This is a genomic window from Vicinamibacteria bacterium, assembly GCA_035620555.1.
In the GTDB taxonomy this organism is placed as follows: Bacteria; Acidobacteriota; Vicinamibacteria; order Marinacidobacterales; family SMYC01; genus DASPGQ01.
Genome location: DASPGQ010000411.1, coordinates 1 through 15,653, shown reverse-complemented (window position 1 = coordinate 15,653; position 15,653 = coordinate 1). Strand labels below are relative to the sequence as shown.

The following is a 15,653-nucleotide window of genomic DNA, read 5'->3' as shown; positions in this document are numbered from 1 at the left end:
GAGGAAATGTCGGAGCAGGAAAGAAACGACGTCGAGTCGCGTCGATCGACGCTGAAACGCCTCGCCGGCTACCTCATGGGTGGAGGCCTCGTCGCCGCCTACGGAAGTCTGGCAGCGGTGGCGGCCCGCTTTCTCTATCCCGCCCGGCCAGCAGAAACCGGCTTCCTGTTCGTGACCGATCTCGCGAGCCTCGGTGTCGGGGAGTCGCTTGTTTACACGACGCCGAACGGCGCAACCGTCAACGTCACCCGCAAGGGCGCGGGCGTGGGGATCGAGGATTTTCTCGCCCTTTCGAGCGTCTGCCCTCACCTCGGCTGCCAGGTGCATTGGGAGCCCCAGAACGACCGCTACTTCTGTCCTTGCCACAACGGCATCTTCACTCCCGAAGGAGTGGGCATCGGCGGGCCGCCGGGCGAGGCCGGGCAGTCCCTGTCCCAGTTCCCCCTCAAGATCGAGAACGGACTTCTGTTCATCGAAGTCCCGCTCGCCGACGTGGCTCGCGGTCCCGAAGGTCCGGACTCGCTCTCGTCCAGCGGAAAGGCCTGACGTGAACGCCGTCGTGACCTGGCTTCGAGACCGGATTCCGGTGGACCTCGACTCGTTTCGCGAGCTCACCAACGAGCCCGTTCCCCATCATCTGAAGCGCTGGTGGTTCTGTATCGGCGGGACACCCGCCTACCTCTTCGTCGTTCAAGTCGTGACCGGGATTCTCCTCGCCATCTATTACGAGTCGAGCACTCAGACGGCCTATGAATCCGTTCGCTACATCACCGAGGAGGCCGCCTTCGGCTGGTATCTGAGGGGGCTCCACAAATGGGGCGCGACGCTCATGATCGCCGCGGTCATCCTCCATCAGATGCGAGTCTACTTCACGGGAGCCTATCTCAAGCCGCGCGAGCCGAACTGGATGGTGGGGATGGCCCTCCTCATGTCGACGCTCATGCTCGGCTTCACCGGTTACAGCCTCGTCTACGAGCAGCTCTCGTTCTGGGGCGCCACGGTGGCGGCGAACCTCACCGGAAGCGTTCCCGTCGTCGGAAGCGTCCTGAGGGAGCTGCTCCTTGGCGCCGAGACCTACGGGCGGCAGACGCTGCCGCGCTTTTTCATCCTGCACGCCGCCGTCCTCCCCGTTCTCCTCATCCTGCTCCTCGGAGTCCACATCGCCCTCATACGGCTCCAGGGTGTGACCGAGTTCCGTTTCGAATCGGAGAAGGACGTGCCGCAGAAGCCGTTTAACTTCTGGCCCGATCACGCCTACACCGAGATCCTGATCGGCCTCATCCTGATGATTCTCCTCTCCACCCTCGCGACGGCGCTCCCGGTGACGATGGGACCGAAGGCCAATCCACTGGTGACGCCCGAGGTCATCAAGCCCGAGTGGTTCTTCTACGTCGCCTTTCGCTGGCTGAAGCTCTTTTCCGGCACGTTCGCGATTCTCTCCACCGGGTTCATCGTCTTCGTCATGTTCGCCTGGCCTTTCATCGACGCCTGGATACGAAAGAAGACCCGGTTCACTGAAGCGAGCGTATGGATCGGCATCTTCGCCGTCCTGTCCATCATCGGACTAACGGTATGGGAAGCCCTGGTCGAGCATTAACTGTCGGGACCCGTGATCGACCGGCCGCCACGGCTCGCGCAGGGTGTGGATGAGGTTCGTCACCCTGCTCACAGGATTTGAGGAGTTGTCATGACCCTGGATCAGAAACGCATCGTGATCGCCGTGCTCGCGATCTTCTTCCTCCTTTCACTCATCCTCGTGCAGAGCTTGGAGGTCGCGCGCCGGTATGCGGAAGTGGGGCTCGCGCAGGCGAACGTCGCCGTGCCGGCAACCTCCCAAAACTGCGTCGAATGCCACGGTCAGTCCACTCCGGGCATCGTCGCCCACTGGAGGGGCTCCACCCACGCGCGAACGGGAGTCGGTTGCCTCGAATGCCACCAGGCGCGAGACGGTGACGCCGACGGATTCTCCCACTACGGAAGGCTCATCGCCGCCGTCGTCACGCCGCGCGACTGCTCGCGCTGCCACCAGCAAATCGTTGACGAGTTCTCCCGGAGCCATCATGCGGCGGCGGGAAACATACTCGCTTCCCTCGACAACTTCCTCGCCGAGACCGTCGAGGGGTCGAGGGTTCCGTTCGACCCTCACTCTCCGACGCCGGGGTTGGCGGTCACGGAAGTTAATGGGCTCGCGAGCGCCTTTTCAGGATGCCAGCAATGTCACGGCAGCAAGCTCGCCCTTCAATCGACTTCGGGAGGAACGGTGACGGTGGACGATCTCGCGCCCGACGAGAACGGCTTTCCCACCAATGCCGAAGCCGTGGCGAGTATCCTGAAAAACGAGAGCGGCAAACCCCTTTTCTATTCCGCGAGCTGGCCCAACACGGGAATCGGCAGGCTCAATCTCGACGGATCGCGCGGCTCCTGCAGCGCCTGCCACAGCCGGCACGATTTTTCTCCTCGGCGGGCACGTCAGCCCGAGAACTGTGGCAAGTGCCACCTGGGGCCGGATCACCCGCAAAAGGAGATCTACGAGGAATCGAAACACGGCGTCGCCTACCGCGACCTGCGCGAGCAGATGAACCTCGATGCCCAGGAGTGGGTGCTGGGAAAGGATTACTCTCAGGCTCCCACCTGCGCCACCTGTCACATGTCAGGAAATATGAGGAACGACGGACGCATCACCCACGATCCAGGCCAGCGGATCTCCTGGACCAACCGGCCGCCGGTTAGCCTGGTGATGGACACCGACGAGAACCACGCCATCGTAACCGCCACCGATCCCGCGGAGCGGCGAAGGCTCATCACCGACACCGCCGAGGCCAAGCGAAACCGGATGAAGAACGTTTGCTCGCACTGCCACACGCCGGACTACATCAACGCTTTCTACCAGCAATACGACGACTTCGTCGTCCTCTACAACGAGAAATTCGCCAAGCCCGGCCAGAAGATCATGGCGGCCCTCGAGCAGCACGGCCTCCTGACTCCGACCCAGTTCGACGAGAAGATCGAATGGACCTGGTTCTACCTCTGGCATCATGAAGGACGTCGCGCCCGTCACGGGGTCTCGATGATGGCGCCGGACTACACGCATTGGCACGGGATGTACGAAGTGGCGGAGCGCTTCTACATGGAGCTCATCCCCGAGGCCCGGCACCTGGCGGAAGAGGCGAGGGCTGACGGACGCAGCGAGGCCGCTCGCGCCGTGAATCAGGCAATCGACGACATCCTCGCCCGGCCGGAGCACGCCTGGTTCGAGGAAGGCGCCGATGAAGCGGCGCGTCGCATCCGCGAGGCGATGGAAGAGCGGTACGGGCAGACACGCTGACCGACCACGCGCGCAGACCTTTCCCTTTATCTCTTCTGGGGCGCGGGGCGATCAGGGCTGCCTGCTCGTGACGGCGCCGGCGTCGCGGGAGTAGACCACTTTTCCGTCGACGATCGTCGTCACCACTTCGAAGTCCTTCACTTCCTCGACCGGGAGGGCGAAGAGATCCGCCGACAAGATGACGATGTCGGCCGCCATCCCCGGGTCCAACGTGCCCTTTCGCTCTTCCTCGAACGAGGCATAGGCCGATCCCGTCGTCCAGGCGTCGAGGACGTCCTCGAGCGGAAGCCTTTCGCCCGGCACGAATCCTCCCTCCGGCTTTCCCTCGAGCGTCCTTCGAGTGAGGGCGGTGTGAATCCCCGGACGGGGATCGATAGCCACGACCGGCCAGTCGGTCCCGAACGCGAGCCGTCCGCCTTCGTCCTGGATGCTCTTCCACGCCCAGGCCCGCGAGGCGCGCTCTGGCCCGAGGTTCACCGCCCAGACTTCGAGGACGTTCGGGATCGGGTTCGCGTGGAAGGGCTGCATCGAGGCAATGACTCCGAGCTTCGTGAAGCGTGGGATGTCATCGGCGCTCACCGCCTCGATGTGCTCGATGCGGTGCCGGCGGCCGCGCGCAGGCGGGGGATTGACCTCTGCCGCGTGCTCGTAGGCGTCGAGCGCCATGCGGATGCCGCGGTCGCCGATGGCGTGGATGAAGATCTGCCAGCCCTTCTTATCCATCATCTCCACGATGCGGTTCATGTCCTGAACGGAGTAATTGGGATTCCCGGTGGAATCCGCGTTCGCGTAGGGCTCGAGCAGAGCGGCGGTGCGGGACTCGATGACGCCGTCGGCATACATCTTGATCGCGCCCGTTCGAAGGAACGGCGTATCCGGATGCTGTTTCAGCAGCTCTTCGTATCTCGCCGCTTCCTCTTCGGAAAAACCCGGGGGTGCCCCGAGGGCCGCGTACATCCTGACCAGAAGCTCGCCGCGGCGCTCGAGCTCCGCGTAGAGCGCGAACTCGTCGGGGCTCATTCCCGCGTTCTGCACGCTCGTGACCCCGAGGCTCAGGGCATGGCGGACCGCCTTCTTGATGAGCTCGAGCTTCTCCTCGCGCGTCGGCGCGGGGAGGACTTCGCTCATGAGTTCCTGGGCCGACTCCTTGAGGACGCCCGTCGGCTCGCCTTGGGCATCCCGAACGATGAGACCGTTCGGCGGGTCGGGTGTCTCGCTCGTGATGCCGGCGAGGGCGAGAGCCCTGGAATTGATCCAGACGCTGTGGCCGTCGTAACACTCCATGAGCGCCGGCCGGTCGGGGACCGCTTCGTCGAGCTGCTCTTTCGTGGGAAGGCTTCCCGGGAAGGTGCCATAGAGCCAGCCGCGCCCCAGAATCCAGGGCGCATCCGGTCGCGCGGCGGCGAACTCGCGAATGGCCCGCTGCGCTTCCTCGACGGTCTCGGCGTCGAAGAGATCCACCCGATCGAGCGACTCGCCCCCGCTCAGAAAGTGGACGTGGGAGTCGTTGAAGCCGGCGAGGACGGTTCCCCCGTTGGCATCGAGGACCGTCGTCGATTCGGTCCGGTGTTTTTCGATCTCCGCGTCGGCGCCGACGGCGAGGATCTCGCTTGCCCGTACCGCGACCGCTTCGGCCATGGGGGCACCCGCGCCGGGGTACACCTTGCCATGGAGGATGACGAGGTCCGCGGGCTCGGGCCCGGGTCCGGATACGCAGGCGACGACCCCGAGCAAAGCGAGCGCTGTGCTCGCGGGAAGCGACCGAGGAGAGCAAGAGCGGGAACGGAGCTCCTTCACGATGGCACCTCCCTGGTTAGCGGACGATGGAGTCTACCACGCAGGAAAAGAGAAGGCGCTCGACCGCTTCACAAGGACTTCGTCCGCGCCTGCCAGTGTTTTTCCAGGTTTTGGACGAGCTGCTCGCTCAGATGGCAGTAAGCTTGATCGCGGGCGTAGGTCGCCATGTACCGCCGAAAGGTGTCCAGAGGCTCGGTCTCGACGCGAAGGGCCTTGCGGTTTCCCGACGCGCTCACCAGGCCGGAACCGGTTACGGTCGCGACCGACTGCTCGAGAGCGTCGTCGATTCGATCCGCTGGGTGAATCTCGCTGACGATGGCTCGAGCCTCGACCGAATCGACCGAGAACGTGCGTCCGAAAAGGATGGCGTCGCGCGAGAGACCCTCTCCGAGGAAGCGCGGGAGCCTCAAGTTGGCTGCTCCGGGAATAATCCCTTCCTTGCGGGCGGGGAGGTTGAAATAAGAGCCCTCCTGCGCGATGACGCGATCGACGACGAGAAGAAGCTGACAACCGCCGCCTATGGCGAAGCCTTCCATCACCGCAACCCAGGGTTTTTCGAGCGTCGCCTCGGGCTCGTCTCGTGGATGGTCCTCGAGCTCCAACCCCCGGTACAGCTTGTTGACGGGACCGAGGTCGCGAAGGAGGTAGAAGAGGTAAGAAATCTTGCCATGGTAGAGCTTGGTGAGATTGAGGCCCGAGGAGAAGATACGCTGGCCCTGGTACTTGGGGTGCTCGACTCGGCCTCCGCGCAAGACTCCGATTCGCAGCTCGGGATGGAGGAGCACCAGGTCGATTGCGGTTTCGAGATCCTTCTGGGTCTCGTCGTCTTCGGCGTTGAGAAAACGAGGCTTCTGAAACTCGACATAGCCGACGTGAGCTCGCGCCTCGACTCTGACGGTCCCGAGCTCGAGAACGCCCTCGTCTCGAAACCGCTGCAGGCACTCCCGAGCTTCCCCGGTGGGCTCGAGCATGCTGGACACGAGGTGGGCCCCGATCTCGGGGTCGGACAGCATCTGGGAGACGAAGAGCCCCTGCTGGATCTCGCGGCCGTCTTTGTCTTTTTGCATTCGCTCGGATTCACGAGCGAGGTCCTCCCGAGTTGGCACGAGCCCCGGCCACCGCTCGGCGGCTCGAAAAACGAGGTCGTCCAGGCGTACGCGCTTGGACATCCCGTCGGTGAGACGGTCGTAGATATTCCTGCGATTCGTGCGACAGAAACGCCAGCAGACATCCGCCATCGCTTCGATGACGAAGTTGCTAGCGCGCTTCTCGGTCTCGCTTCTCGCCGATCTCGGAGGAAAGCGATCGAGGATTTCCCAACCCAGGGCAAACACGGTATGGACGTCTTCCTGGCTGGCGTGCAAGAAGCGCGTCGCGAGATCGGCATCCACGCCCGCCGCCGTAAGCTCGGTCACGGGGCCTCCCGTGAGTTGTAGTGGAGATGCACGATCTTCCACTGGCCTTCGCGTTTGAACCAGATGTCGGTCTCCCAGGCACGCTCGCTCGTCCGGGTGCCATCGGCGCCTCGGGTGACGACCTCGACGACGTAAGTCGCGATTGCGGTATCGTTCGACGGACCGACTTGAACCCGGAGATCGGAGACCTGGTTCTTCTCGACGCCGCCTCCGTTTTCGATGAGCTGGTACCAGCTCTTCTTGTACTCCGGAAGGCTCACGCGTCCACTCTCGAACCAGAGGGTGAGATCGTCCGCGTAATGAGAGAAATACTCTTCCAGCTCGTTGCGTTCGTAGGCTCGGTTGAAAACGATGACTTTGTCCTCGATCTCCTTCTCGACGTTTGCCGCCTGCGTCGCCGGTAGCAGGGCCCAGAGTAATAAAGACGGGGCGCCCATGAAACCTCCTTGTCGAAATCCGTATTGTACCGGAAGCGCCTCTCGACACACGGAGTCTTTGATTCCATCCCGCCCCTCGCATATGGTTACGTCCAGGAGTTCTCACATGCGTCTTGCGTCTCTTGTTGTTTCGCTCGGTCTCGCCTCGTCGCTTCCGGCTCAGTCGCATCGTCCCTTCACGGTCGAAGATGCCCTGGCGCTCGGCGACGTATCGGAGCCGAGGGTTTCTCCCGATGGCGAGTGGGTCGTCTACACGGTCACGAGGCTCGACCTCGTCGAAGACTCGAGCCGCTCGAACATCTACAAAGTTTCGTTCGACGGGGGAGACGTCATCCCGCTCACTTCGAGCCAGAAATCCAATACGAACTCCCATTTCAGCCCCGATGGCCGTTATCTCGCCTTCCTCTCCGACCGCGAGGGGGACGAAAGCCAGATCTTCGTCCTCGATCTGCACGGCGGGGAGCCGCGCAGAGTGAGCTCGCTACCGAGCGGCGTTTCCGATTTCGAATGGTCTCCCGACGGCGCCCGGATGGTCCTCGTTTCTCGAGATCCGGATCCCAACAAGCCCGCCGAGGGCGAGGAAGAAAAGAAGACCGAGCCTCCCCTGGTCATCAACCGGCTCCAGTTCAAGCGCGACGGCCAGGGGTATCTCGAGGAGCGCCGGAACCATTTGTACGTTCTCGAAATCGCAAAGGGCGAGACGCGGCAACTCACCCATGGACCTTACGACGACTCCGAGCCCGTGTGGTCTCCCGATGGGACCGAGATCGCCTTCGTCAGCAACCGCACGGAGAATCCCGATGCGAACGACAATACCGACCTGTTTCTCGTGCCCGCGTCCGGCGGCGATCCGCGCCAGCTCACCACGAATCCGGGTGCCGACCGGTCGCCGGCTTTCAGTCCCGACGGACGCTTCATCGCTCACGTGTCGGTGACGGAGCCCGAGCTCATCTGGTACGCCATCGATCAGCTCGCCGTCGTCCCCGCGGACGGTGGACGGGCACGAGTCCTGACGGCAACGCTCGATCGGAACGTGCGCCGGCCGCGCTTCAGCGCCGACGGGGCTCACATCGTGTTCCTGCTCGAGGACAGCGGAAACCAGCATCTGGCGCGCATCGATCTCGAGGGCAATCGGATCGAGCGTCTGGTCGATGGGCCAGTCGAGCTTTCCGATTTTCACGTCAGCCCCTCCGGAGAGCTTGCTTTTCTGCAGTCCGAGCCCCACTTACCCCCCGAAGTCTTTGCGTGGTCGAATGGCGGATCGCGGCGGCTGTCGCACGTGAACGATGTTCTCCTTTCGGACGTCCGTCTGGGCGAGGTCGAGAACGTCCATTTCGAGAGCCGGGACGGCACGCCCGTGGAGGGGTTCATTACCAAACCGCCCGACTTCGAGCGAGGAAAACCTTATCCGACACTGCTCTGGATCCACGGCGGACCCGTGTCTCAGTACGCGACGGGGTTCGAGGCCATGTGGCAGGTTTTCGCCGGAGCCGGCTACGTCGTGGTGGCGGCGAACCCGCGCGGATCCTCGGGCTACGGAAAGGATTTCAGCCGTGCGATCTGGGCCGATTGGGGCAACAAGGACTTCGAAGACGTCATGGCTGCCGTGGATCACGCCATCGAGCTCGGCTACGCCGACCCGCAGCGACTCGGCGTCGGCGGATGGAGCTACGGGGGCATATTGACCAATTACGTCATCACGAAGACCGATCGGTTTCAGGCCGCGACCTCGGGGGCGAGCGAAACGAACTACCTCGCCTGCTACGGCAACGACCACTACCAGCACGAATGGGAAAAGGAGCTGGGCCTGCCCTGGGAGAACGTCGAGCGGTATATCGACCTATCACCCTTCACTCACGTCGCCAACATCGTGACTCCGACGCTCATTCTTTGCGGCGAGCACGACTGGAACGTCCCGCTGAGCCAATCGGAACAGCTCTATCAGGCCCTGAAGAGGCGAGGCGTCGAGACGACGCTCGTGATCTATCCGGGCCAAAGCCACAGCATTCGCAAGCCCTCGTACCAGAAGGACCGGTACGAGCGCTACCTGGCATGGTTCGGGCGCTTTCTGGGAGAAGGGCCGACGGACGCGCGCCCCACTCATCCTTAGAGAGGCACTGATCATGACTCGCTCTATTCTCTCCTTATTACAAGCAACAGCCATCATCATCTACGCCCCCGTCGCCCTCGAGGCGCAGGAGCTCGAGGCGGCCCCGCCGGTCACCCGTTTGTTCGCCCAGGACCCGTACACCGAGTACGCGCTCCTGGACGATCCGGCGACGGCGTCGTTTCGCATCCTCTACCGGCCGATCGAGCGCACGCCGGGTGCCACGGTGCTCATCAATGGCACCCGCCACGGGAGTGAGGGAGGCGACATCGAGGTCTGGGATCCGCGCACGGGAAAGCCCATCGAGTTCGAGTACATTGGGGGCGAGGAAGCGATCGCGCGCAAGGTTCCTGGACGTTTCACTCCAGAAGATCACTACATCGTCGCCAGGCTGCCTCGGCCGGTTCCCGAGGGCGGCGAGGGCCGGGTCGTCATCGTGAAGACCTACAAGGACGCGCGAACCTATTATGCCGACGGACCCGACTCGATCGTCTGGGTCAGGAGGCTCAGTCCCATGCGATTCGGTGTCGTCTTGCCGAAGGGCTACTCGCTCGACTCCGTCGACATCGCGTCCCAGCTCACGACCCTGAAGGACGGCCGGCTCAAGCTCTCGCTCACGAACCCGAGCGGCGGACTCTCGCCCATCACGATCCGGGCGACGAAGACTGGCACGCCGTTCAAGGAAACACCCGTCGCCGACAACGTCTACGACGATGGCACGACGCTCTTCGACCTGGGCGATCCCAAGAGTCATCGCTTCCGTGTCGAGCACGTCTCGAGCGACGGTCGTCGGGGCGACCACGCCACGATCGACGTCGCCGGATACCTGCCTCTCACCGACATCGTGGTCGTCGATCTCGACACGGCGAGACTACTCGAAACGACGGAGCAGGGAGGTGCGACGGTGGCGAAGCTAGACGTCCCTATCGTCGACGACCGGCAGAGCGCCCGCTTGAAGGTCACCGGCAACGTTCAGGAAGAAGCCTACCGTATGGAGAGCGGTAACCTGGTCTTCGAGACCACCCTGCGTGGTCTCCGGAACACGGTGTTGCTTCCCGAAGGCTGGGAAGTATCGTACGTCTCTCAGCCGGGAACCATCGGACGGCACGGGGCCCGGGCGTTCGTGGCGTTCATCAACATTCATGCCGAGGACGCAATGGACCTTCAGATTCGCGCTCGGTCGAGAGTGGGAGATTGACGATGGCATCATCGCGACGGGAATTCATTCGCGACATGGGGGTCGGCCTGAGCACGGCGAGCATCGCGGCCGCCGGGCTGGCCCGCGCACAGAGCCGTACGGCTTCCGACTCGGAGAAGCTTCTCGTGCCGGACTCCGATCATCCGACGCCCGCCCCTCTCGGCGTGGATCGGCTGCCTCTCGAGTGGCACCAGGGTCGTACGCGGATTCTAAAGGAGCGTGCGGCTGAGCGCGGCGTCGACGCCGTCCTGCTCAGCAGCGATCAAAACATGGTCTACTTCACCGGCTGCTTCCGTCAAAGCGGGGAGCGCTCGACCTGGGTGCTGTTCCCGGTGGAAGAGACCGACACCGTCTACTGGTACTCTCCCGGGATCGATCGCGATCTCGTGACGACGTGGTGGGCCACCGAGAACGAGTACTACTTCTGCTATCCGCACGCCGAAGGAGGCTTCCCGAATCGCGGTGAGCTGAAGCGCGGCAACCGGGTCGATCTGTTCGATTGGCTTCTTCAGGGCCTGGCAAACCGAGGCCTGGGAGAAAAGACTCTCGGAGTCGACTTCGAGCCCAGCGAGTCTCAGAAACGAGCCTTCGCGTCGGTCCTCCCGAAGGCAAAGCTCGTCGGCATCGGCGACATCTGCCTCGACATGCAGATCGTCAAGACGCCTCAGGAGATCGCGCTCACCCAGCGCGCCTACCGCTATTTCGACAAGGTGCACGCGTTCGCGCGCGACTACATTCTCGAGCACGGCACGAACGCGACCGACTTCGAGGTCGGCCAGGCGCTGCAAGCCTACGGCATCGGGCTTCTGATGAACGACGTCAAATACGATGGCCGCCCTCATAGCGCGGTCGGCATCGAGGTGACCTCGCACTACGTGAGGACCGGAGTCGCGACCGCTTACCCACATCCCAACCAGTTCTTCTACACCAAGATCGAGAAAGGGGCTCCGGTCTACGTCAACACCGACATCAAGCTCGGCGGTATGGGAGGCGAAGGCTACCGAAACTACGTGATCGCTCCCTTCGACAGCGCGCTGGAGAAGATGTGGCAGGTGGTGACCGATTCGGCGCTGCTCCTGCGAGAGGAAGTTCGTCCCGGAAGGGCTTGCTCCGAGGTCGCCTACAAGGTGCACGAGTTTCAGATCAAGAACGGCATGCAGAGCCACATCTATCATCGGCCCTGCCACGGACAGGGGCAGTTCTATTCCGGACACCAGCCGCCCTTCATCGCTCTCGGCGACGACACCCCGATCCAGGCGGGCATGATGTTCAGCGTCGAGCCCGGCCTCTACGATGCCGAGCGCGGCATCGGGGTCAACCCGAGCGACATCCTCCTCGTTCTCGAGGACAAGAGCGTCTTCATGAGCAGCGTGCCGTTCACGCGGGAGTGGGCGTTTCTCACGCTCTGAGGACGCGGTTGGATTTCGTCGCCGTTCTCGAGAGGCTCAGCGGGTTTTTCGAAGATCGGAAGCTTCCGTACGCGGTCATCGGAGGGGTCGGCTTGGCCGGCTACGGAATGGTGCGTGCGACGGTGGATCTGGACTTCGTCGTCGACGCGACATCGCAGGAGGAGGTCATAGAGTTCCTCGAATCTCTCGGCTATGAAACGCTGCACCAGTCGTCGGGCTACTCGAATCACCAGCATCCTCGACCCGAGCTTGGCGGAGTGGATCTCGTCTACGTTCGAGGCGAGACGAGCCGGCGAGTATTCGATGCGGTACGGCGTGTCGAGGGACCGGGACGGCGGTTGGTTCCGGTGCCCAGTCCGGAGCATCTCATTGTCATGAAAGTGGTCGCCATGAAAAACGACCCCTCGCGAACCTACCAGGACCTGGCGGACATCCGCTTTCTTCTGAGCGTACCCGATATCGACCGGAACGAGGTTCGGAGGCAGTTCGAGAAACACGGCCTTCTGGAGCGCTACCTTGAGCTCGAAACGTCCTGAGTCATTGGATCTCGACAGAGACTTGCCGACGACGCCCGAGGATGTGGCGGCGCTGAGACGCATCCGTGAAAGCCGCCGGATGAGCTTCGCGGACGCCCTGCACTGGCTCTCCCGACACGACGTGCCCTCGGGCTCGGAAAGGAAGCGCAGAACGCACGAGGGACACAAGCCTTTCGAGCTCTGAGCGGGAAATCTACTTCGGATCGGGGCTAACCTCCGAGGTCCAGCGCGACGACGTTCTTGCGGTCCCGCACGTAGAGCGTCGTACCGACGAGCGTCGGCGGCGTCCAGGCGTTTTCCGTCAGGACTTCCGCTCGTGCGTGGACGTTCAAGCCATCGGGGCCGGCCGTAGCGATGGCAATGTCGCCGCTCTCGTCGACGATGACGAGCTTCGAATCGACATAAACCATCTGCGAGCGGCCGAAGGTACGCTCGCGCCAGACCTCTTCGCCCGTCTCGACGTCGATGGCGATGAAGAACGCCGGTCCGAAATCTCCGCTCGTACCGAGGACCAGGTTGCCGATACGAATGGCGTTTCCGAAGTGGAGCCGCAGCCGGTTGCTCGACCAGAGCTCTTGCGCCGTCGTCTTGCCGTTCGCGCGCGTGAGGCGAACGGCCCGGCTTCCGCCGTCGTAGGCGGCGGATGTGAAGAGAAGATTCCCCGCTCCCCAGACGGGTGTGCTGATGTTCAGGCCGTAGTTGGTCGGGTGTGGATAGCTCCAGAGCTTCTCGCCATTTCCGGGATTCAGCCCGACGACGTCCTCGGGGCCGAAAACCACGAGCTGCTCCTGGCCGTCGACGTCGATCAGAATGGGCGAGGCGGGGGCAAGCCGAAAATCCTGGTTCTTCCAGACCACCGCGCCGCTTTCCGGATCGAAAGCGACCACGCCCTGTCCTCGGCCGCCTATGGGCAGGATGAGCGTCCCCTCGTAGAGTATCGGGCTCGGCGCGTAGCCTCGGTAGCCCCTCATCTGGAACTTCTCGTCGAGATCGTGAGACCACACGATCTGGCCGCTGCGGCGATCGAGCGCATGGAACTTGCCCGTGGTTCCGACCGCATAGACCTTGTCTCCGAGCAGGAGCGGCGTCGCATACGGGCCGGCGCCTCCTTGCCGAAGCCAGGTGCCATAGTCCATGTGCTCGAGAAGAGGCGCCTGGTAGCGGTGCTCCCACAGTGTCTTTCCGGTGGACGCGTCGAGCGACACCACGATCTCGTCGTCGGCCACGCGGTACATGGTGTAGAGGGCGTCGCCGTCGGCGACGATGCTGGAATAGCCTTCGCCCAGCGGGCGCCTCCAGAGCTCCTTCGGGCCATCGGCCGGCCAGCTCGTCGCGATCCCGGGCGAGCTCACGTGGAAGTTGCGCTCGGGCCCTCCCCACTGGTGCCAAGGGGCACGGTCGGAATCGTTTCCGTATACGAGCGTTCCGATCCACAAGAGGGGCGCGAGTCCCAGAGAGTACACCTTCTTCATGCGTCGTCCTCCGTTCGCCCTCACCCTACAACGCCAGGGCGGGCCGCGCCAGAAAGTGGGCCATGGTCGCGGCATGTTGTTCCGGCAAGACCACGAGACGGACACTGCCGAAGCGAACACCAGGCAGCTCCTGGGCAATTTCAGTGAGGCGATGAGGAGAATAGGACGTGGCTTGGAATTCTAAAACGGAGCTATCAAAGTAGCCTGTCGGGGAATGGGATCATCTCGGAGCCGAGAAGCACGCGATCCTGCGTCACCAAGGGGATATTCTCTATGACGCTCGTCGCGGCAATGAGCTCGTCGGCGGGATCGCTCTTGATATCCAGCCGGCAGCTTTGACGGCAAATTTCCAACGTCAACGGCCAGGTGTGTATGCGCCTCAAGGCTCGCTCCACCTTGGGTGCCTCGAGATCGAGCTCGATGCGCCCGAGCTGCGCGAGCTTGGACAGCTCCCAGAGAACGATGGCGGAGATACTCCAAGTATTCTGGGAAAGAAGCTTCCGCTCTTTCTCTTCGAGATCTCCGGCAAGGGCGTGGATGAGTACATGGGTATCAAGATTCAGCATTCCACGTCACACCTGTCGAGAGAATGTCCCCTTTGACTCTGATTTCGTTCTTCAAACTACCGATGAGGTCGGCGGAATCGGCCGCGATGGGAATCAGCTTCGCGACGGGTTTGCCGTGTTTCGTCACGATGATGCCTTCCGGCCCCACGTCGTCCAGGATTGCAAGACACTTCTCTTTGAATTTAGCGGCTGAGATGGTTTTTGCTCTCATGGCCAAATTGTAGCGCCGGTCAATTTATATGGCTAGTCTCAATTTGCGACCCTATTGGGGGTCGGCTTCCCGGATTAGCGATTGGTCGCTCGAAGGATGCCCAGCTTGGCGGCGATTGCACAGGCTTGATGTATCTTTCGGTATGCGTTGGCGGACGATCGCAAGAGCTTGGCCGCTCGTCGCGGCCTCCTGTTCCCCGCAGCCGCTCGAGGAACCGCCGCCCGCGACGGTGACGGTATTCGAAGGCGCCCGACTCATCGTGGGCGACGGAAGCCCACCCGTAGAAGACGCGATTTTCGTAGTGGAAGGCGATCGCTTCACGCTCGTTGGTCGACGCGAAGAGGTCCAGGCGCCTCGGGACGCCGCTCACGTCGATCTCTCGGGAAAGACGGTGATGCCCGCGCTCATCGATGCGCACTCCCATATCGGGTATATGAAGGACCTCACGAGCGGACCGGAGAACTACACTCGCGAGCACATCCTCGACCACATGTATCGCTTCGCCTACCACGGTGTGGCCGCGAGTCAGTCGATGGGATCCGACTTCGGCGTGATGCCGTTTCAGCTGCGAGACGAGATCCTGGCGGGAAAATATCCCGATGCGGCGCGGTTTCTCACCGCCGGACGCGGGCTCGCGCCTCCCGACGAGATCGTGCCCACGAACATGCGGCATGCCGCCTACGTCGTCACGACCGAAGAAGGCGCGCGCGCCAACGTCCGGGAGCTCAAACACTGGAACGTGAGACTCATCAAGACCTGGGTGGACGATCGCGGCGGCAACGTCGAGAAGCTGGCCCCGAATCTCTATCAGGCCATCATCGACGAGGCGCACAAGAACGACATGCGCTTGCTCGTGCACGCCACCGGGCTCGAGGACGCCAAGGCCCTTCTGCGCGCCGGGGCCGACGTCTTCGGGCACATGGTGACGGACGTCGACGACGAGCTCATCGCCCTCTTCCGGGAGCGCCCGCAAACCGGCATTCTGCTCGCGCAGGTGGGGCGCCGCATGATCCACTCTCCCTACCTCGACCCGCCCGATCCGTTTCTGCTCGAAACGGTGACTCCGGCACAGATCGCGCGGCTTCGCGACCGGGTCGCGAGCCTGACACCGGAAGAGCTCGAGCGGGCGCGGGAACAGTGGGATCGTACGGTGGAGAACATCATGAAGCTTCATGTTGCC

General features: G+C 62.9%; 15 protein-coding genes. 9 read left to right on the top strand and 6 right to left on the bottom strand.

Features of this window, described 5'->3' with window-relative positions; all coding sequences use genetic code 11:
• Positions 1 to 6: 6 nt before the first annotated feature.
• The 3 genes from VEK15_16765 to VEK15_16755 all read left to right on the top strand — a co-directional run bounded on the left by VEK15_16765 (position 7) and on the right by VEK15_16755 (position 3,325).
• Positions 7 to 546: a ubiquinol-cytochrome c reductase iron-sulfur subunit gene (locus tag VEK15_16765; protein HXV62356.1), complete on the top strand. Its 540-nt coding sequence runs from the start codon at positions 7 to 9 to the stop codon at positions 544 to 546.
• 1 nt (position 547) lies between these two features.
• The gene (locus VEK15_16760; protein HXV62355.1) at positions 548 to 1,597 is read left to right on the top strand and encodes a cytochrome bc complex cytochrome b subunit; all 1,050 of its coding nucleotides are present in this window, start codon (positions 548 to 550) and stop codon (positions 1,595 to 1,597) included.
• A 90-nt stretch (positions 1,598 to 1,687) separates the two neighbouring features.
• Positions 1,688 to 3,325 carry a multiheme c-type cytochrome gene (locus VEK15_16755; protein HXV62354.1) on the top strand — a complete coding sequence of 546 codons (1,638 nt, stop codon included), beginning with the start codon at positions 1,688 to 1,690 and terminating at the stop codon, positions 3,323 to 3,325.
• Positions 3,326 to 3,376: 51 nt separating this feature from the next.
• Here the strand turns inward: VEK15_16755 and VEK15_16750 are convergent, their stop codons facing one another.
• The 3 genes from VEK15_16750 to VEK15_16740 form a co-directional block, all read right to left on the bottom strand.
• On the bottom strand, positions 3,377 to 5,122 hold the full coding sequence (locus tag VEK15_16750) for an amidohydrolase family protein (GenBank protein HXV62353.1): 1,746 nt from the start codon (positions 5,120 to 5,122) through the stop codon (positions 3,377 to 3,379).
• Positions 5,123 to 5,190: 68 nt separating this feature from the next.
• The gene (locus tag VEK15_16745; protein HXV62352.1) at positions 5,191 to 6,537 is read right to left on the bottom strand and encodes an enoyl-CoA hydratase/isomerase family protein; all 1,347 of its coding nucleotides are present in this window, start codon (positions 6,535 to 6,537) and stop codon (positions 5,191 to 5,193) included.
• The gene (locus VEK15_16740) at positions 6,534 to 6,974 is read right to left on the bottom strand and encodes a nuclear transport factor 2 family protein (protein HXV62351.1); all 441 of its coding nucleotides are present in this window, start codon (positions 6,972 to 6,974) and stop codon (positions 6,534 to 6,536) included. Before VEK15_16740 ends, VEK15_16745 begins: the two co-directional genes overlap by 4 nt.
• 106 nt (positions 6,975 to 7,080) lie before the next feature.
• Between VEK15_16740 and VEK15_16735 the strand changes: the two genes are divergently transcribed.
• From VEK15_16735 to VEK15_16715, 5 genes are read left to right on the top strand one after another with little or no spacing between them, the layout of a single operon-like run.
• On the top strand, positions 7,081 to 9,084 hold the full coding sequence (locus tag VEK15_16735) for a S9 family peptidase (protein ID HXV62350.1): 2,004 nt from the start codon (positions 7,081 to 7,083) through the stop codon (positions 9,082 to 9,084).
• A gap of 13 nt (positions 9,085 to 9,097) precedes the next feature.
• A complete protein-coding gene (locus tag VEK15_16730) occupies positions 9,098 to 10,279 on the top strand; it encodes a hypothetical protein (protein HXV62349.1) in 1,182 nt (393 codons plus the stop codon).
• A gap of 2 nt (positions 10,280 to 10,281) precedes the next feature.
• Entirely contained in the window at positions 10,282 to 11,688 is a 1,407-nt protein-coding gene (locus VEK15_16725) for a M24 family metallopeptidase (GenBank protein ID HXV62348.1), read from the top strand.
• A gap of 8 nt (positions 11,689 to 11,696) precedes the next feature.
• The gene (locus VEK15_16720) at positions 11,697 to 12,224 is read left to right on the top strand and encodes a nucleotidyl transferase AbiEii/AbiGii toxin family protein (GenBank protein ID HXV62347.1); all 528 of its coding nucleotides are present in this window, start codon (positions 11,697 to 11,699) and stop codon (positions 12,222 to 12,224) included.
• A 4-nt stretch (positions 12,225 to 12,228) separates the two neighbouring features.
• The gene (locus VEK15_16715) at positions 12,229 to 12,408 is read left to right on the top strand and encodes a hypothetical protein (GenBank protein ID HXV62346.1); all 180 of its coding nucleotides are present in this window, start codon (positions 12,229 to 12,231) and stop codon (positions 12,406 to 12,408) included.
• Between the two features lie 25 nt (positions 12,409 to 12,433).
• Here the strand turns inward: VEK15_16715 and VEK15_16710 are convergent, their stop codons facing one another.
• From VEK15_16710 to VEK15_16700, 3 genes are all read right to left on the bottom strand, one after another.
• Positions 12,434 to 13,696 (bottom strand): PQQ-binding-like beta-propeller repeat protein, encoded by a 1,263-nt coding sequence (locus VEK15_16710; protein ID HXV62345.1) that lies wholly within the window; start codon positions 13,694 to 13,696, stop codon positions 12,434 to 12,436.
• A gap of 194 nt (positions 13,697 to 13,890) precedes the next feature.
• Positions 13,891 to 14,262, bottom strand: coding sequence for a PIN domain-containing protein (locus VEK15_16705; protein ID HXV62344.1), 372 nt, complete (start codon positions 14,260 to 14,262; stop codon positions 13,891 to 13,893).
• Positions 14,249 to 14,473, bottom strand: coding sequence for a type II toxin-antitoxin system prevent-host-death family antitoxin (locus tag VEK15_16700; GenBank protein ID HXV62343.1), 225 nt, complete (start codon positions 14,471 to 14,473; stop codon positions 14,249 to 14,251). The genes VEK15_16705 and VEK15_16700 overlap by 14 nt, the downstream gene beginning before the upstream one ends.
• Before the next feature lie 229 nt (positions 14,474 to 14,702).
• Between VEK15_16700 and VEK15_16695 the strand changes: the two genes are divergently transcribed.
• The coding region (locus tag VEK15_16695) for a hypothetical protein (GenBank protein ID HXV62342.1) at positions 14,703 to 15,653 on the top strand (951 nt) is incomplete at its 3' end.